Origin of the sequence: Affinirhizobium helianthi, from assembly GCF_042680945.1 — a bacterium.
Lineage (GTDB): Bacteria > Pseudomonadota > Alphaproteobacteria > Rhizobiales > Rhizobiaceae > Neorhizobium > Neorhizobium helianthi.
Map to the genome: position 1 here is coordinate 293,819 of NZ_JBHUEQ010000004.1, position 16,164 is coordinate 309,982.

Sequence of the window (16,164 nt, forward strand, 5' to 3'; positions counted from 1 at the left end):
TCTCACCATCAACCACTGGAGCATGCCTACTTGAACGGACGTGAACTGGTACCATCATCCTCGCGCAACACCCGCACTGCTGCGACTGACGCCAACCACTTCGTCTTGACGTTCGAAAATAACAGGCTTGCCAGTGAGCTTTTCGGGCAGTTCGATCAGAACCTGAAACTGCTGGAGGAGCGGCTGCATATCGATGCCCGCGCTCGCGGCAATTCGGTCAGCATCACAGGCGATGTTTTGGCCACCAATCAGGCGCGCCGCGCGCTCGATTTTCTCTATGAGCGTCTGCAAAAGGGCGGCTCTGTCGAAATCTCCGATGTGGAAGGTGCAATTCGCATGGCGGTCGCAGCCGATGACCAGTTGACCCTTCCGACGCTGGAAAAGAAAGCCAAGCTTTCCATGGCGCAGATTTCGACGCGCAAGAAGACGATTTCCGCCCGCACACCAACCCAGGATGCCTATATGCGGGCGCTGGAGCGGGCAGAGCTGGTCTTCGGCGTCGGACCGGCTGGAACAGGTAAGACCTATCTCGCCGTTGCCCATGCCGCCCAGCTTTTGGAGCGCGGCGCTGTCGACAAGATCATTCTGTCGCGTCCAGCCGTGGAGGCGGGTGAGCGGCTCGGCTTCCTGCCGGGTGACATGAAGGAGAAGGTCGATCCCTATCTTCGCCCGCTCTATGACGCGCTTTACGACATGATGCCCGGCGACAAGGTGGAACGTGCCATTACCGCAGGCGTGATTGAAATCGCGCCGCTGGCCTTCATGCGCGGTCGCACGCTTGCCAATGCGGCGGTTATTCTGGATGAGGCGCAAAACACGACCTCGATGCAGATGAAGATGTTCCTCACGCGTCTTGGCGAAAACTCGCGCATGATCATTACTGGCGACCCCAGCCAGGTGGACCTGCCGCGCGGTGTAAAATCAGGCCTTGTCGAGGCTCTGCAGGTGCTGAAGGGCGTCGAGGGCATTTCCGTCGTCCGCTTCAAGGATACGGATGTCGTTCGCCATCCTCTGGTGGGGCGCATTGTGCAGGCCTATGATGCGCAATATGCGGTTCATGAGGAAAGCGAGGAAGAGGATCGCTAGTCGATCCCTGCTGCCATGCCGCAACTCGATATACAGATCAGCGTTGAAGACGAGCGCTGGGGTGACGAAGATACACTTCTTCCGGTGGCGGAAAGAGTGCTGAATGCATCTGCCGGCTATCTTGCGCGTGAGGAAGGGCAACCTTTCCCTTCGCACCCGGTTGAACTCTCGTTGGTTTTCACCAATGATGAGGATATCCGCGCCATAAACGCTGAGTGGCGCGGCAAGGATAAGCCGACAAATGTGCTGTCCTTCCCGGCATACCCCATCGAACCCGGTGACATGACCGGGCCGATGCTGGGCGATATCGTGATTGCTCGCGAGACGGTGGAGCGGGAAGCGCTTGACCTGGAAAAGACATTCGATGAGCATCTGACGCACCTGATGGTGCATGGTTTTCTGCATTTGTTTGGCTACGACCACATTGAAAAAGACGAAGCCGAAGAAATGGAAGCGCTGGAGACTCGCATTTTGGCCACTCTGGGCCTATCTGATCCCTATGCGGGCCAGGACCCGATAGTGTGAAAATTGGAGCCATGAACGAGATTTCGACAACAGCCGCACGAAGCGGCACGGATTCGGACCCTTCGTCTTCAGACGAGGGTGGCAGTCCTTACAAACGGGAAACATCCACCCGGAACGTCAATTCTTTCTGGACGCGGGCGATCCGCCTCTTGCGTCCTTCGCAGGGAGAGCGCCTGCGAGAGGATCTTGCTGACGCGTTGATGACCGATACGGCGGTCAGCGCAGCTTTTTCCGCCGAAGAGCGGGCCATGCTTCATAATATTTTGCGGTTTCGTGAGGTGCGGGTTGAGGATCTGATGGTCCCGCGCGCCGATATCGAGGCCGTCGATATGACGATTTCGCTGGGCGAATTGTTGATTCATTTCGAGACGACAGGGCGCTCCAGAATGCCGGTCTTCAACGACACGCTGGATGATCCGCGCGGCTTCGTTCATATTCGCGACCTTCTCTCCTATCTGGCAAAGCAGGCGCGAACGCAGGCTGGCGAGGGCGGCGATGCGCCAACCGTTCCGGAAAGCTCGCGCAGATCCCGAACGACCTTCGATCTTGGCCGGGTGGATTTGAGCAAGACGGTTGCTGAAGCCGGGCTCATCCGCACGATTCTCTTCGTTCCGCCATCCATGCTGGCGTCTGAACTCATGCGCACCATGCAGGCGGCACGCACGCAGCTTGCTCTGGTGATCGACGAATATGGCGGGACCGATGGTCTCGTCAGCCATGAGGACATCGTCGAGACGGTCATTGGCGATGTCGAGGACGAACATGACAACGAAGAGATCATGTTCTCGCGTCTGAGCGAGGATCTCTGGGTTGCCGATGCGCGCGTGGAGCTGGAAGAAATCGCGGAAGCAATCGGGCGCGATTTCGATGTGCATGATCAGCTGGAAGACGTGGATACGCTGGGCGGGCTGATCTTCTCGGCACTCGGCCGCATTCCGGTTCGGGGCGAGATCGTCCGCGCCGTACCGGGTTTCGAATTCCAGATTCTCGATGCGGATCCTCACCGCATCAAGCGGGTGCGCATCCTGCGGCGCAGGCAGATGGCTTCCTTGCCGTCACCTGGGGCTTCCGCCCCGCAGAAGGATGTTGCAAAGCCTGTTCCCTCCGAGACCTGACGGGGTTTTGACCTGAGTTACCTTCCTGCTAAACAGAGGCAGGAAGGTCGGGCTCGCCCGGCTTCATCGATTCGTTGATGGGATGGGGAAGTTTGCCATGGAGCGTATTGCCAGCAAGGTTATTCTGCTCTGGGGCCTGCGGCGTGCTGCGCTTGCCATTCTTGCCGGTGCAATAGGGGCCCTGGCCCTGCCGCCATTTTCCTTTGTGGCCGCACTGTTTGTTTCCTTCACCCTGCTTGTGTGGTTGATGGATGGCTGCGCCACGGCGCCCGGTGCGGGCTTTCTGGCGCGTTGGCGTACAACCTTTTTCCTCGGCTGGCTGTTCGGGCTCGGCTATTTCGTCGCGGGCCTGTGGTGGCTGGGGAATGCGCTTCTCGTCGAGGCGGATGAGTTCGCTTGGGCCATTCCGCTTGCCGTGCTGGGCCTGCCAGCATTTCTTGCCCTCTATTATGGGCTTGCAACCATGCTCGCAGGGTTTCTCTGGTCCGAAGGCTTCGGGCGTCTTGCAGCGCTTGCTTTGGGCTTTACCGTGGCGGAGTGGTTGCGCAGCTTCCTGTTTACGGGCTTTCCCTGGAACATGATCGGCTATGGTGTCATGCCGATCCCGCTCATGATGCAGTCGGCGCACGTCATCGGTGTCCTCGGCGTGACGGCTTGCGCGGTGTTTGTCCTGTCGGCTCCGGCCCTTCTCGCCACACGGCGGGGATTGGCGGGCGGGGCAACGCTTGCGATCCTGATGACGGTCGCGCATTTCGGCTATGGCTATTATCGCCTGTCCCACAGCCTGCATGAAACCCCGCCGGATGCGCCGGTGATCCGGCTCGTTCAGCCCGCGATCGACCAGTCACGGAAGATGGACAATAGCGACAGGCAGGCGGTTTTCGAAGAGCATCTGGCCCTTTCTGCTCTTCCGCCGCAGCAGGGAGGCAAGCGCCCGGACATCATTGTCTGGCCGGAAACCTCGGTCCCCTTCATCCTCACCCAAAATCGCGATGCGCTCGCTCGTATCGGAGAGGTTCTGCAGGATGGTCAGGTTCTGATTGCGGGTGTCGTGCGTGCGGAAGACGGTGCTCCGGGCCAGCCGCCGCGCTATTACAACTCCGTCTATGCTATCGATAGCCAGGGCCAGATCATTGCCGCCTCAGACAAGGTGCATCTCACGCCCTTTGGCGAATATCTTCCCTTCGAGAGCTTCTGGAACGAGCTGGGCATCAGCAATATTGTGGATATGCCAGGCGGCTTTACGCCGGGCTCCGCCCGTTCTCTGATCACCCTTCCCAGCGGCAAGGCGTTCTATCCCTTGATCTGTTACGAGGCGATCTTTCCAGATGAGATCACGGCAGAGGCAGGCAAGGCATCAGCCCTTCTGAACATCACGAATGACGCATGGTTTGGCGATACGCCCGGACCCTATCAACACTTTCAGCAGTCGCGCCTGCGCGCGGTAGAAACCGGCCTTCCGCTGATTCGTGCGGCCAATAGCGGTATCTCTGCAATCATAAATTCAGACGGCACCATTGTGCGCGGTCTTGATTTTGATCAGAAAGGTGTGATCGATGCCACCCTGGGTGGATCTTCCGTTTCGGATCGAAACAATTATACTCGGACGACTTACCTCTGGTTGCTCTCGATTTCTCTGTTATTGATTGCAGGATTTTCTCGCATAGGTTACAATTTCCGCCTCAATTGACCTGAAACCCCTAAAATTGCATAGTGCCGGCGCACGTCGTGCTGCATTTGTTGCGAACAACCGCCTGGGCACCGGTAAAATAAGCAATGGTATATATTTGCACGTTCTGCGGGCTGTGGGGACAATTGAGCAAATTAGGACGCTTGAAATGATGGAAAATAAAAAGAAGCCGAACCCGATCGACATACATGTCGGAAGCCGCATTCGGCTTCGGCGCACAATGCTGGGCATGAGCCAGGAAAAGCTGGGCGAAAGCTTGGGTATAACTTTTCAGCAAATTCAAAAATACGAAAAGGGCACCAATCGCGTTGGCGCGAGCCGATTGCAGAACATTTCGAGCATTCTCAATGTGCCGGTGTCCTTTTTCTTCGAAGATGCGCCAGGTGAGCAGAGCGACAATCCACCCGGAATGGCGGAAGCGTCCAGCTCGAATTACGTGGTGGACTTCCTCTCCTCCTCGGAAGGTCTTCAGCTCAACCGTGCTTTCGTCAAGATCAACGATCCGAAGGTCCGCCGTAAGGTTGTAGACTTGGTGAAGGCTTTGGCAGCCGATGGCGAGCTGGAATAAAAGCGCGCTGGAATAAAAGATTGACCATCTTTCTCGAAAAGCGGCCGTGAGGCCGCTTTTTTTGTGCGCGAAGGACGAAAAAAATAAAATGGTCATCCTTCTTAAAGGGTGCTGTGTGACATAAAGATATATTTATGTGGTTCTGTCCTTGTCATCTTTCGATCGAGCGACTAGGACAGTCGTGGTTTGTTCTTGAGGGGAATCCCAGCATGCGCGCCAACTACCTGTTCACCAGTGAATCCGTAGCCGAAGGTCACCCGGACAAGGTGTGTGACCGCATTTCCGATGAGATCGTGGATCTGGTCTATCGGGAAGCGGCCAAAACGGGTGTCGACCCCTGGAAGGTTCGCATTGCCTGCGAAACGCTGGCCACCACCAACCGCGTCGTGATCGCGGGCGAGGTGCGCCTGCCGCCCAGCCTGATGAAGCAGGACAAGAACGGTAACGAAGTCATCAACCCGTCCAAGTTCAAGGCAGCGGCTCGCCGCGCCATCAAGGACATCGGTTACGAGCAGGACGGTTTCCATTGGCGCACGGCCAAGATTGACGTTTTGCTGCATTCCCAGTCGGCCGATATCGCGCAGGGCGTGGATAATGCTGCCGATCATCAGGGCAATGAGGGTGCTGGCGACCAGGGCATCATGTTCGGCTACGCCTGCAACGAAACGCCGGATCTGATGCCGGCGCCGATCTATTATTCGCACCGCATTCTTCAGCTGCTCGCCGCTGCCCGCAAGAAGGGCGACGGTGATGTTGCCAAGCTCGGCCCAGACGCCAAGAGCCAGGTGACGGTGCGCTATGTGGATGGCAAGCCAACCGAGGCAGTCTCCATCGTGCTCTCCACCCAGCATCTCGATGACAGCTGGGATTCGGCGAAGGTTCGCCAGGTTGTCGAACCCTATATTCGCGAGGCTTTGGGCGATCTGAAGATCGCCGCTGATTGCAACTGGTACATCAACCCGACCGGCAAATTCGTGATCGGCGGGCCGGATGGCGATGCGGGCCTGACGGGTCGCAAGATCATTGTGGATACCTATGGCGGTGCAGCTCCCCACGGTGGCGGCGCATTCTCCGGCAAGGATACCACGAAGGTTGACCGCTCTGCCGCCTATGCAGCGCGCTATCTGGCGAAGAACGTCGTCGCGGCCGGTCTGGCTGAGAAGTGCACGATCCAGATCTCCTACGCCATCGGGATTGCGCAGCCGCTGTCGATCTATGTTGACCTGCATGGTACAGGCAAGGTAACCGAAGATCAGGTCGAGGCGGCAATCCGCAAGGTGATGGATCTTTCGCCAACGGGCATTCGCCGCCATCTCGACCTGAACAAGCCGATTTATGCAAAGACGGCTTCCTATGGTCACTTTGGCCGCAAGGCTGGCCGCGATGGTTCCTTCTCCTGGGAGAAGCTGGATCTCGTGAAGCCGCTGAAGGAAGCCCTCAAAAACTGAGGATCTAGCGATGGACACCGAACGTCGGTCGCGCGCCACCGAGGCGTTTTTCGGCCGGCGCAAGGGAAAACCACTGCGGGAGCGCCAAGCCGATATGATGGCGACGCGTTTGCCCGAGCTCAAGATCGATCTTTCTCAACCAGCGCCGAAAGCGCTGGTTGAGTTGTTTGCAAAGCCAGTGGACAAAATTCGGCTGGAAATCGGCTTCGGCGGTGGCGAGCATCTCATTCACCGTGCGCAGGAACATCCCGCCACCGGCTTCATCGGTGTTGAGCCCTTCATCAATTCCATGGCAAAGCTTTTGGCGAAAATCGAGGACGTGAAGGCGGACAACATCCGCCTCTACGACGATGACGCGACGGAACTGCTGGACTGGTTGCCGGATGCCTCACTCGACCAGATCGATCTGCTTTATCCGGATCCGTGGCCGAAGCGCAAACACTGGAAGCGCCGCTTCGTCTCGCAGGCAAACCTCGCCAGATTCCATCGCGTGCTGAAGCCGGGCGGTCTGTTTTGCTTCGCTTCCGATATTGACACTTACGTCAACTGGACGCTGCAGCACACGCATCGCCACGGCGGCTTTGCCTGGACGGCAGAGGAGCCTTCCGATTGGCTGCAACCTTTCCCGACATGGCCTAGCACACGCTACGAAGCCAAAGCGCGTCGTGAAGGTCGCTCTTCCGCCTATTTGACGTTTCAGAGAGTGTAATCCTGTAAAGCGTGGCTAAGGCAGAGGCCCCGATGCCTCTCAGCGATGTAGCTCGGCCAATCGGACAATTCCGAAGACCGCGCGAACGGCGTCGATCTGCTTTGTCGAAGCGCTTGGAACCGGGTGTTAGACCCATCCAAGCGGTTCGGGAGTTGCGCCCGGTTCCGGACAAAGCACCCGCAGGTGCGGCGGATAGCGAATGGATCGCTTCGACCATAAGAGGGCCGCACTCCCCTCAATCCGGCTGCGATCAAAACGCTGAACCGGGATTTGAAGCGGGCCTGATATCACGCCCGCTTTTTACCGTTCGTGAGCCTCAGTGCAGGCTGACCGTGCGCAGATCGTCTTCGGCAGCTTTGAAGAACGTGCTGGAGCGATTGTCTGTCAGCAGGATCGGTGTACCGTCCGCGCCAAACAATGCCCAGAGATCGAGTGTCGGATCGATCTCAGGTGCTTCGGGGAAGCAGCGGCTGATATCTTCGAATCGCATCTTGCGGATGTAGCCAACCTCACCGGCACCCAGATGTGCCAGTTCGCTTTCTGTGAGTTGCGCCGTCGCGTTTTTGAGGAGCATGAATGCCTCCAACTTTGTCTGTTGTGGCCGGGACAGCCACGAAGATCAGTCTGAGACGGAAATATTAATTTTTCGCACCATTCTTTCGGGTTCCGGGCGGATCAGATCAACCGAAAGCAGTCCATTGCGCAATCCTGCCCCGGAAACCTGCATACCATCGGCAAGGACGAACATGCGCTGGAACTGACGCGCCGCAATTCCCCGATAAAGATATTCGCGCTCCCCGGTCTCGACCTGCCGACCGCGGATGATCAATTGATTCTCTTCGATGGTGACTTCCAGATCGTCCTCGGAAAATCCAGCGACGGCCAGCGTGATTCGCAGCCGCTCCGGCTCACCATTCACCGAAGGCCGAAGCCGCTCGATATTGTAGGGCGGATAGCCGTCATTCGCCTTGGCGAGACGCTCCAATGTCTTTTCCATCGTGTCAAAGCCCAACAGCAAAGGGCTGGCAAAAGGTGTCATGCGGCTCATGATACAGTCCTTGAATACAAGCGACCATGTGCGCACCCGCAACGCGGCATGCGCGTGATTATCCTGAACATATGGGAGCGAAAGTCCTGTCGTGCAAGCGCCCGGCCCAGCGGAGGTCAGAGGCTTTTATCAACCTCGCCAGCCAGTGGAATGGATGGCTGCGCGCCTGCCTTCAGGCAGGCAAGCGATCCGGCCACGGCTGCCCGCCGCAAGGCCTCGGCAAAGGAGAGGCCATTGTCGAGGCTCGCTGCCAGATAGCCGCAGAAGGTGTCGCCCGCACCAACCGTGTCTACCGGCGTGATCTTGAGGCCGGAGGCGCGCAGCAGTGCCCCCTCATGCAGGGCAACAACACCATCTGCGCCGAGCGTCACAACAAGAGATTGACCGGTCTCGGCGGAGAGTGCGCGCATGGCCTCGATCCGTTCCTCGGCGGAAAGACCGGAGCGACCGATCAGCAGTTCGAATTCGGTTTCGTTCGAGACGACGATGCTGGCAAGGCGTGACAGGCGGATGGCATCATCCGTCAGTGGAGCCGTGTTGAAAATCGTGGTTACGCCACGGGCTTTGGCGGCGGTCATCGCCTTCTCGACGGCGTCGGCTGGCACTTCCATCTGGAGCATCAGGAGATCGCCCGCGCCCATTGAGGCGACTGCCTGTTCGGCATCGGCGGCAGAAACCGTGCCGTTGGCACCCGGCACCACCGCGATCATGTTCTCGCCATCGCCACCAACGAGAATCAGCGCCGTCCCGGTAGGCTCATCCACTGGCTTTACAGTTTCCAGGGAAACGCCTGCCTCTTTCAAAAGCGCAAGAGCGGGTTCTGCGAAACCATCGCGCCCGACAGCACCCACCATGCGAACCTGGGCACCAGCGCGTTGCGCGGCAAGCGCCTGGTTTGCACCCTTGCCGCCAGCGGCCGTCGAGAAATCCTGTCCCGCAACGGTTTCGCCCGGCTTCGGCAGGCGCGCGGTCGTGGCAATGAGATCCATATTGATGGAGCCGAAAACGGTGATCATGAAAAGTCAGCCTGTGTATGAGCCTGTGTATCGGAATGTCTTGCCGGGACACTGCCCATCGGATCAATCCTCGTCAACCACCCTCAGTTTCAGCATGCCTGTCCGGCTCTCAACGCCACGATTTTCCTGTGGGGAGGCCGCAAGTTCCGCCTGTCTCTCGCTTTCGAGGTCGAGAGCGGAAATGCGTCCGCCGCGCTTCTGCAGCTTGTCCGAAGAGGTCAGAATCTGCTCCACATCCTTTTGCGCGGCAGCAAAGTGGGACTGGAGCTTGCGTGTGCGTTCATCCAGGCGGCCAAGGTCTTCCATCAGAAGCGCGACTTCCCCCTGTATCAGATGCGCCTGTTCCCGCATGCGCTGATCCTTCAGCACGGCTTGAATGACCTGAATGGACAGCATCAGCAGCGATGGCGAGACGATGACGATCCGGGACCGTTGCGCCTTGGTGACGCAGGCTTCGAAATGCTCGTGGATTTCTGCAAAGATCGATTCGGAAGGCACGAAGAGAAAGGCTGTATCCTGCGTTTCACCCGTCAGGAGATATTTTTCGGCTATATCGCCGATATGCTTTTCAAGGTCGCGGCGGAATTGTTGTCCTGCAATGCGCTTCAAGTCCGCCTGCGGTGCGTCGCGGAAGGAATGCCAGGCTTCAAGCGGAAATTTCGCATCCACCACAAGGGGCGGCGCATCATTCGGCATATCAATGAGGCAATCGGGACGCATCCCGTTGGATAGGGTTGCCTGAAATCGATAGCTGCCCTTGGGCAGCGCATCCGCGACGATGGTTTCCATCCTGCCCTGCCCAAAGGCGCCGCGCGTCTGCTTGTTGGAAAGAATGGCCTGAAGCCCGACCACATCCTTGGCCAGTGACTGGATATTGTTCTGGGCGGCGTCGATCACCGCAAGTCGCTCCTGCAATACGCGCAGGTTATCGTGCGTGCTCTTCGTCTGTTCGGCAATGCTGCTGCCCAGCCGGTGCGCCATGCCGTCCAGCCGCTGGTTGACGGCACGGTTAAGCTCCGCCTGTCTTGCCCCGAGGGCTTCCGTCATGGCCGAAACCCGGCCCTGCATCTCCATCTGCGCGCGCATGAGTTCGGCAAAACGCAGGTCCATGTCGCGGTTTGCGCCCGGCCGGTGGCGCAGCGCAAGCCATGCGAAGGCCAGCCCCAGCACAAGGCCAAGGCCCAGAAGAAGAAAGCCGTTGCTGGCAAGAATGGCCGAGAGCCGATCGAAGAATGGGGCCGTCTGGTTTTGCATGGGCGTCAAACTAGATCAGAATGCGCCCTGCGAAAAGATCAAAACAAGAACAAATTTCGCTTTCTGGCGTTTTGGCGCTCTCCCGGATGTTTCCTATCGCAAAAAGATCGGTTATGGGGATGCCCATGACCATCAAGCCGCTTATCATTCTCCCCGATCCTCTTCTGCGTCAGGTATCGCAGCCCATCGAGCAGGTGGATTCCGATGTTCTGAAGCTTGCCGATGACATGCTGGAAACCATGTACGATGCACCCGGCATCGGCCTGGCCGGGATCCAGATCGGCGTGGCGCGCCGCATTCTTGTGGTGGATGTTACGAAGGAAGGCGAGGAGAGAAACCCGCTCGTCATCATCAACCCGGAAATTGTCGCATCCACCGATGCACGCTCGGTTTATGAGGAAGGCTGCCTTTCCATACCGGACTATTACGCCGAGGTCGAACGTCCGGCAGGTGTCACGGTGAAGCACATCGGTCGCGACGGCAAAGAGCATGTGCTGGAAGCAGATGGCTTGCTGGCAACCTGCCTGCAGCATGAAATCGATCATCTGAACGGGGTGCTTTTCATCGATCATATATCGCGCCTGAAGCGGGAAATGGTCATCAAGAAGTTTACCAAGGCCGCGCGCGGCAAGATCTGAGAAGAGCAGACGCGCGGCGCGCTGTACATTCGTGCCTGTGCATGAAGGAGGTCGCGCCATGGCGCTTCGATTGATTTTCATGGGAACGCCCGATTTTTCCGTCGCCACGCTGAAGGCGCTGGCGCAAGCCGGGCATGAAATCGTTGCGGTCTACACGCAGCCACCAAGGCCCGGTGGCCGTCGCGGGCTGGATCTGCAAAAATCCCCTGTGCATCAGGCGGCGGAAAGCCTCGGCATTCCGGTTCTCACGCCCGTCAATTTCAAGGAGGCTGAGGAGCGTCAACGCTTCCGCGACTTCCAGGCCGATGTTGCCGTCGTCGTGGCCTATGGCCTGCTGCTGCCGGTCGATGTTCTGGAAGGCACGCGGCTCGGTGCCTATAACGGTCATGCTTCTCTTCTGCCGCGCTGGCGGGGTGCCGCTCCCATTCAACGGGCGATCATGGCTGGCGATACGAAAACCGGCATGATGGTGATGAAGATGGATAAGGGTCTGGATACCGGCCCCGTCGCCATCACCCGCGAAGTGGATATTGGACCGGATATGACCGCCGGTGAGCTGCATGATGAGTTGATGACCGTTGGTGCCGCCGCCATTGTGGAGGCCATGGCAAAGCTGGAAAAGGGCGATCTTCCGCTGGTTACGCAGCCAGAGGAGGGCGTTCTCTATGCCGCGAAGATCGACAAGGGCGAAACCCGGATCGATTTCGGCCTGAGGGCGGCAGAGGTTCACAACCATGTTCGCGGTCTCTCGCCTTTTCCGGGCGCATGGTTTGAGGCTGAATTGAACGGCAAGCTCGAGCGCATCAAGGTTCTCGCGTCGCAACTGGCAGAAGGTGAGGGTGAACCCGGAACCGTGCTGGATGCGAACCTCACCATTGCTTGCGGTTCTGGTGCTATCCGCCTGCTGCGGGTTCAGAAAGCGGGTGGAAAGCCACTCGATACAGCAGACTTCCAGCGGGGAACGCCGCTTGCCGTCGGAGAGAGGATCGGCTGATGCCACGCTTCAAGATGACCGTCGAATATGATGGAACGCCCTATGTCGGCTGGCAAAGGCAGGAAAACGGCCATTCCGTTCAAGCCGCAATCGAAGGGGCGATTCTTTCGCTGACGCAGGAAACGGTGGTCATTCGTGGTGCGGGGCGAACGGATTCCGGCGTGCACGCGATGGGTCAGGTTATTCATGCGGATCTTTCGCGTGAATGGGCGCCCTTCAAGCTGCGTAACGCCTTGAACGCGCATTTGATGATGGCGGAAGAGAAGGTTTCCGTGCTGGAGGTCGAGCGGGTGTCCGACGATTTCGATGCCCGTTTTTCCGCTCTTCGCCGACATTACCTCTATCGGATCATCAGCCGCCGTTCACCGCTGGCTATCGAGGCCAGACGTGCCTGGTGGGTGTCGAAGGATCTGGATCACGAGGCTATGCATGCGGCGGCGCAAATGCTTGTCGGTCATCATGATTTCACCACCTTCCGCTCGGCGCATTGTCAGGCGAAAAGCCCGGTAAGAACGCTGGATCGCCTCGATGTCACACGTCATGGCGAACTGATCGAGATTCGCGCCTCGGCCCAAAGCTTCCTGCATAACCAGATCCGCTCTTTCGCTGGAACGCTGAAGCTGGCGGGCGAAGGCAGGATGACGCCAGAGGATGTGCGTGCAGCCCTGGAAGCGCGGGATCGTGCCGCCTGCGGACCCGTTGCCCCACCCGAGGGGCTCTATTTCATGCAGGTGGATTATCCGGACTCTCAGCCGGGGTAAACGTCGAGGAACTTCTCCAGAATATCGGAGATGAGCAGTGACGGCACGATCAGCACCATGGTCAGTGCGGCAATCGTCAGGCCCTGCGGGCCAATCACCATGCGGAACACGCGCGACAGGCTGACGACCAGCGCGACAATGGCCGCAAGCCAGATCAGGGCGATCAATCCGGTGAGGCCGGGTGCGACGACCAGAAGAAGGCTGAGCACACCGTAAAGATAGGAAAACGGCAGTGACATCCAGTTAGCGGTGAAAACCACGGCGGAGAAGTGTTTGCCGAGGCCGAGGATCAGCATCAGAAAACCTGCCAGCAGCAGAGGCAGAAGCCAGTTGGTGGCTTCCAGCATGGCCATGCGGAAGAAGAAGATACCGCCCAGCCTGTAATCGGGTGGTAGTGTTTCCAGCACTGCCAGTCTCCACCAGATCCAGGAAAAGCCGATTGCCGGCAGGCACCAGACGATGGCCCAGAAGGAGCGCATCATTCCACGATCGGTATAATCCACATAGGCAAGGCCGCTGCGGTCGCCTTTGACCAGCAGCCACAGGCCGATCAAATACAGTCTGACTTCGGTAAGGGAGGGCAAAAGGCAAGGCTCCGGCAGGAATGATGTCGCGTTAAGGAATAGTCAGTCGCATAGAAGATTCCAAGATGCGAACGATCACGATGGGAGGCAAGCAAATCAGCAAGAGAAATGCAACGCGCTTCCATTTCGGTCCGCCGATCACTGTGTGGAACACCCGCCAGGTGAACACCAACAGCGCCACACAACACAGGATAATCAGCGCCGCGAGCAGCACGTCGAATGGAAAGGGAGGCTCCAGCATTGGCAGAAGGAATGCCACGGGCGCGGCTGCATAAAGCAAAGGAACGGTAGCCCAGTTCAGAATAACGATGAGAAGGCGGATCAGAGGTCTGATATCCAGCAGGAAACCCGCCAGAACGACGCTCAGGACCGAAAAGAACCAACTGCTGGCCTCCACAACCAGAGTCTGGAAGATGAAGATGGCGTGCGAGCGTTGAAGATCCGGAAAATGAGTCAGATACTCAACCCGGTGATTGATGGCGTAGAAGATAATAACGGGCAGGCAAAACAAGATGGCGCGAAATGAACGGATAAGACCGTCATCAGAGATGTCGAAGCTGGAAAGTCCGCGTGCATCACCTTGAGCGAGAAGCTTTATACCTGAGAGCGGATGTAGAAGCTCATTATAGAGACGCATCCGAGAACCATCGTTTGATGAAATGGGAATAGATACCCGTCAGGTCTTCAAGATCCCGCACAGCCACCCGCTCATCCACCATATGCATGGTCTGGCCCACAAGGCCAAATTCCACCACCGGGCAGTAATCCTTGATGAAACGGGCGTCTGACGTGCCGCCGGTTGTTGAAAGCGCGGGCCTCAGTCCCGTCTTTGCCTCAATCGCAGCAGACAGCGATGAGATCAGTGCATCGTCGCGGGTAAGGAAAACATGGCTCGGCCGCTCGGACCAGACAATCGTATACTTCATGGCCTTGCGACCGGGGCGCAGTGCTTCGTCAGCCGCGGCCTGATCCAGACGCTTTAAAACTTCGGCCTTTAGGCTCTCCACGCTCCAGGTGTCGTTAAAGCGAACATTGAAGCTGAACGTCGCCTTGGCCGGAATAACGTTCGTTGCAGCATTACCTGTATCGATGGATGTGACTTCCAGATTGGTGGGTGGAAACTGTTCCGTTCCATGGTCAAGCGGCGGATACATCAGGCTCTGCGCCATCGCAGCAACGGTGCGAAGCGGGTTATCCGCCAGATGCGGATAGGCGACATGGCCCTGCACGCCATGGACACTCACCGTTCCCGAGATTGAACCGCGTCGACCGATCTTGATCATGTCGCCCAGCCGTTCCGGGTTTGTCGGCTCACCCACGATGCAGGCATCCCAGCGTTCCCCGCGCTCGGCTGCCCATTGCAGCAGCTTCGCGGTGCCGTTGATCGCAGGGCCTTCCTCGTCGCCGGTGATGAGGAAGGAGATGGAGCCTTTCGGCGCGCCGTGCTCTTCGATATGGCGCGCGACGGCTGCAACGAAACAAGCAATGCCACCCTTCATGTCCACGGCCCCGCGGCCGAACATCATGCCATCGGCAATCTCTGCGCCAAAGGGCGGGTGCGTCCAGGCAGCCTCATCGCCAACTGGCACGACATCCGTGTGCCCGGCAAACATCAGGTGAGGGCCGGATGTGCCAAGCCGGGCATAGAGGTTTTCAATGTCTGGGGTGCCGGCTTCGCTAGCCACCATGCGGTGGATCGAAAAGCCCAGCGGCTCCAGCATGGCCGCCAGTTCCGTCAGCGCTCCACCTTCCTTCGGGGTGATCGAAGGGCAGCGGATCAGGGTTTCCAGATTGCGGACGGGATCGGTGGCGGCCATGGCTATGCTCTTTTGCAGGTATTAATCGCGCAGCAGTTCGTTGATGCCGGTCTTGGAGCGGGTCTTCTCATCGACGCGCTTCACGATCACGGCGCAATAGAGGTGCGGCGCGGGCTGGCCATTGGACATCACGGCATTGCCGGAGGGCATGGAGCCTGCCACGACAACCGAGTAGGGCGGCACTTCGCCATACATGACTTCGCCCGTGGCGCGATCGACGATCTTGGTAGACTTGCCGATATAGACGCCCATGCCAAGCACGGAGCCTTCGCGGATGATGCAGCCTTCCACCACTTCCGAACGGGCGCCGATGAAGCAATTGTCTTCGATGATCGTCGGGCCTGCCTGCATCGGCTCCAGAACGCCGCCAATGCCAACGCCACCGGACAGGTGAACATGCTTGCCAATCTGGGCGCAGGAGCCAACCGTGGCCCATGTGTCGACCATGGTGCCTTCACCGACATAGGCGCCGAGATTGACGAAAGAGGGCATCAGAACGACGCTTGGAGCGATATAGGCCGAGCGGCGAACGACAGCATTGGGAACGGCGCGGAATCCGGCGCTGCGGAACTCGCTCTCGCCCCAGCCTTCAAACTTGGAGGGCACCTTGTCCCACCAGGTGGAATTGCCGGGGCCGCCCTTGACGACCTCCATGTCGTTCAGACGGAAGGACAGCAGCACGGCCTTCTTCAGCCACTGATGCACGGTCCAATTGCCGTCTGCGCCGCGTGTTGCAACGCGCATCTTGCCGCTGTCCAGAAGGTTCAGCGCTTCTTCCACGCCGTCGCGGATCTCGCCCTTCGTGCTGGTGTTGACGCTGTCGCGCTCATCGAATGCTTTTTCGATGATGGCTTCGAGGGAGGAGTAATCCTGGCTCACTGTGCTGGTCATTGGGCTTCCTAGTGTGTCAG

Annotated in this window: 18 protein-coding genes; 10 read left to right on the forward strand and 8 right to left on the reverse strand. The window is 58.4% G+C overall.

The genetic code is table 11. The features are described from left to right. The first annotated feature begins 30 nt into the window (after positions 1 to 30). The 7 genes from ACFSE1_RS04770 (at position 31) to trmB (ending at position 7,141) form a co-directional block, all read left to right on the forward strand. The gene (locus ACFSE1_RS04770) at positions 31 to 1,086 is read left to right on the forward strand and encodes a PhoH family protein (protein ID WP_377397125.1); all 1,056 of its coding nucleotides are present in this window, start codon (positions 31 to 33) and stop codon (positions 1,084 to 1,086) included. 15 nt (positions 1,087 to 1,101) lie between these two features. Next, positions 1,102 to 1,611 (forward strand): rRNA maturation RNase YbeY, encoded by a 510-nt coding sequence (gene ybeY, locus ACFSE1_RS04775; RefSeq protein WP_377397127.1) that lies wholly within the window; start codon positions 1,102 to 1,104, stop codon positions 1,609 to 1,611. A gap of 11 nt (positions 1,612 to 1,622) precedes the next feature. Continuing rightward, on the forward strand, positions 1,623 to 2,726 hold the full coding sequence (locus ACFSE1_RS04780; RefSeq protein ID WP_377397129.1) for a hemolysin family protein: 1,104 nt from the start codon (positions 1,623 to 1,625) through the stop codon (positions 2,724 to 2,726). 97 nt (positions 2,727 to 2,823) lie between these two features. Continuing rightward, positions 2,824 to 4,416 (forward strand): apolipoprotein N-acyltransferase, encoded by a 1,593-nt coding sequence (gene lnt / locus ACFSE1_RS04785; protein WP_377397131.1) that lies wholly within the window; start codon positions 2,824 to 2,826, stop codon positions 4,414 to 4,416. Between the two features lie 148 nt (positions 4,417 to 4,564). Beyond that, positions 4,565 to 4,984 carry a helix-turn-helix domain-containing protein gene (locus ACFSE1_RS04790; RefSeq protein ID WP_377397133.1) on the forward strand — a complete coding sequence of 140 codons (420 nt, stop codon included), beginning with the start codon at positions 4,565 to 4,567 and terminating at the stop codon, positions 4,982 to 4,984. Between the two features lie 209 nt (positions 4,985 to 5,193). Then, entirely contained in the window at positions 5,194 to 6,432 is a 1,239-nt protein-coding gene (metK, locus tag ACFSE1_RS04795; RefSeq protein ID WP_377397135.1) for a methionine adenosyltransferase, read from the forward strand. Between the two features lie 10 nt (positions 6,433 to 6,442). Further along, the gene (gene trmB, locus ACFSE1_RS04800; protein WP_377397137.1) at positions 6,443 to 7,141 is read left to right on the forward strand and encodes a tRNA (guanosine(46)-N7)-methyltransferase TrmB; all 699 of its coding nucleotides are present in this window, start codon (positions 6,443 to 6,445) and stop codon (positions 7,139 to 7,141) included. 316 nt (positions 7,142 to 7,457) lie between these two features. Here trmB and ACFSE1_RS04805 read toward each other — a convergent pair whose 3' ends face one another. The 4 genes from ACFSE1_RS04805 to ACFSE1_RS04820 form a co-directional block, all read right to left on the reverse strand. Continuing rightward, on the reverse strand, positions 7,458 to 7,715 hold the full coding sequence (locus ACFSE1_RS04805) for a BQ00720 family protein (protein ID WP_377397139.1): 258 nt from the start codon (positions 7,713 to 7,715) through the stop codon (positions 7,458 to 7,460). Between the two features lie 45 nt (positions 7,716 to 7,760). Further along, the gene (locus ACFSE1_RS04810) at positions 7,761 to 8,189 is read right to left on the reverse strand and encodes an Hsp20 family protein (RefSeq protein ID WP_377397141.1); all 429 of its coding nucleotides are present in this window, start codon (positions 8,187 to 8,189) and stop codon (positions 7,761 to 7,763) included. 116 nt (positions 8,190 to 8,305) lie between these two features. Beyond that, the gene (locus tag ACFSE1_RS04815) at positions 8,306 to 9,205 is read right to left on the reverse strand and encodes a ribokinase (protein WP_377397143.1); all 900 of its coding nucleotides are present in this window, start codon (positions 9,203 to 9,205) and stop codon (positions 8,306 to 8,308) included. A 63-nt stretch (positions 9,206 to 9,268) separates the two neighbouring features. After that, positions 9,269 to 10,459 (reverse strand): DNA recombination protein RmuC, encoded by a 1,191-nt coding sequence (locus tag ACFSE1_RS04820; protein WP_377397145.1) that lies wholly within the window; start codon positions 10,457 to 10,459, stop codon positions 9,269 to 9,271. 125 nt (positions 10,460 to 10,584) lie between these two features. On the opposite strand from ACFSE1_RS04820, the gene def reads away from it, so the two are divergent. Genes def through truA form a run of 3 tightly spaced genes read left to right on the forward strand, consistent with a single transcriptional unit; the run spans position 10,585 to position 12,852 of the window. Continuing rightward, a complete protein-coding gene (gene def / locus ACFSE1_RS04825) occupies positions 10,585 to 11,097 on the forward strand; it encodes a peptide deformylase (protein WP_377397147.1) in 513 nt (170 codons plus the stop codon). A 58-nt stretch (positions 11,098 to 11,155) separates the two neighbouring features. Next, positions 11,156 to 12,091 (forward strand): methionyl-tRNA formyltransferase, encoded by a 936-nt coding sequence (gene fmt, locus ACFSE1_RS04830; protein WP_377397149.1) that lies wholly within the window; start codon positions 11,156 to 11,158, stop codon positions 12,089 to 12,091. Further along, positions 12,091 to 12,852: a tRNA pseudouridine(38-40) synthase TruA gene (gene truA / locus ACFSE1_RS04835; protein ID WP_377397151.1), complete on the forward strand. Its 762-nt coding sequence runs from the start codon at positions 12,091 to 12,093 to the stop codon at positions 12,850 to 12,852. The genes fmt and truA overlap by 1 nt, the downstream gene beginning before the upstream one ends. On the opposite strand, the gene ACFSE1_RS04840 is transcribed toward truA, so the two are convergent. The 4 genes from ACFSE1_RS04840 to dapD are packed head-to-tail and all read right to left on the reverse strand — an operon-like array spanning position 12,840 to position 16,144. Continuing rightward, positions 12,840 to 13,436: a hypothetical protein gene (locus tag ACFSE1_RS04840; protein WP_377397153.1), complete on the reverse strand. Its 597-nt coding sequence runs from the start codon at positions 13,434 to 13,436 to the stop codon at positions 12,840 to 12,842. The two genes, truA and ACFSE1_RS04840, sit on opposite strands and share 13 nt — an antisense overlap. A gap of 31 nt (positions 13,437 to 13,467) precedes the next feature. Further along, a complete protein-coding gene (locus tag ACFSE1_RS04845) occupies positions 13,468 to 14,073 on the reverse strand; it encodes a hypothetical protein (RefSeq protein ID WP_377397155.1) in 606 nt (201 codons plus the stop codon). Further along, a complete protein-coding gene (gene dapE / locus ACFSE1_RS04850; RefSeq protein WP_377397157.1) occupies positions 14,060 to 15,253 on the reverse strand; it encodes a succinyl-diaminopimelate desuccinylase in 1,194 nt (397 codons plus the stop codon). Before dapE ends, ACFSE1_RS04845 begins: the two co-directional genes overlap by 14 nt. Positions 15,254 to 15,274: 21 nt before the next feature. Then, a complete protein-coding gene (dapD, locus tag ACFSE1_RS04855; RefSeq protein ID WP_377397159.1) occupies positions 15,275 to 16,144 on the reverse strand; it encodes a 2,3,4,5-tetrahydropyridine-2,6-dicarboxylate N-succinyltransferase in 870 nt (289 codons plus the stop codon). Positions 16,145 to 16,164 lie beyond the last annotated feature (20 nt).

Bases quoted from the DNA above. Each gene is read 5' to 3' on its own strand.
- ybeY (WP_377397127.1), top strand. From the start codon at position 1,102: ATGCCGCAACTCGATATACAGATCAGCGTTGAAGACGAGCGCTGGGGT.
- ACFSE1_RS04780 (WP_377397129.1), top strand. From the start codon at position 1,623: ATGAACGAGATTTCGACAACAGCCGCACGAAGCGGCACGGATTCGGAC.
- lnt (WP_377397131.1), top strand. From the start codon at position 2,824: ATGGAGCGTATTGCCAGCAAGGTTATTCTGCTCTGGGGCCTGCGGCGT.
- ACFSE1_RS04790 (WP_377397133.1), top strand. From the start codon at position 4,565: ATGATGGAAAATAAAAAGAAGCCGAACCCGATCGACATACATGTCGGA.
- metK (WP_377397135.1), top strand. From the start codon at position 5,194: ATGCGCGCCAACTACCTGTTCACCAGTGAATCCGTAGCCGAAGGTCAC.
- trmB (WP_377397137.1), top strand. From the start codon at position 6,443: ATGGACACCGAACGTCGGTCGCGCGCCACCGAGGCGTTTTTCGGCCGG.
- ACFSE1_RS04805 (WP_377397139.1), bottom strand. From the start codon at position 7,715: ATGCTCCTCAAAAACGCGACGGCGCAACTCACAGAAAGCGAACTGGCA.
- ACFSE1_RS04810 (WP_377397141.1), bottom strand. From the start codon at position 8,189: ATGAGCCGCATGACACCTTTTGCCAGCCCTTTGCTGTTGGGCTTTGAC.
- ACFSE1_RS04815 (WP_377397143.1), bottom strand. From the start codon at position 9,205: ATGATCACCGTTTTCGGCTCCATCAATATGGATCTCATTGCCACGACC.
- ACFSE1_RS04820 (WP_377397145.1), bottom strand. From the start codon at position 10,459: ATGCAAAACCAGACGGCCCCATTCTTCGATCGGCTCTCGGCCATTCTT.
- def (WP_377397147.1), top strand. From the start codon at position 10,585: ATGACCATCAAGCCGCTTATCATTCTCCCCGATCCTCTTCTGCGTCAG.
- fmt (WP_377397149.1), top strand. From the start codon at position 11,156: ATGGCGCTTCGATTGATTTTCATGGGAACGCCCGATTTTTCCGTCGCC.
- truA (WP_377397151.1), top strand. From the start codon at position 12,091: ATGCCACGCTTCAAGATGACCGTCGAATATGATGGAACGCCCTATGTC.
- ACFSE1_RS04845 (WP_377397155.1), bottom strand. From the start codon at position 14,073: ATGCGTCTCTATAATGAGCTTCTACATCCGCTCTCAGGTATAAAGCTT.
- dapE (WP_377397157.1), bottom strand. From the start codon at position 15,253: ATGGCCGCCACCGATCCCGTCCGCAATCTGGAAACCCTGATCCGCTGC.
- dapD (WP_377397159.1), bottom strand. From the start codon at position 16,144: ATGACCAGCACAGTGAGCCAGGATTACTCCTCCCTCGAAGCCATCATC.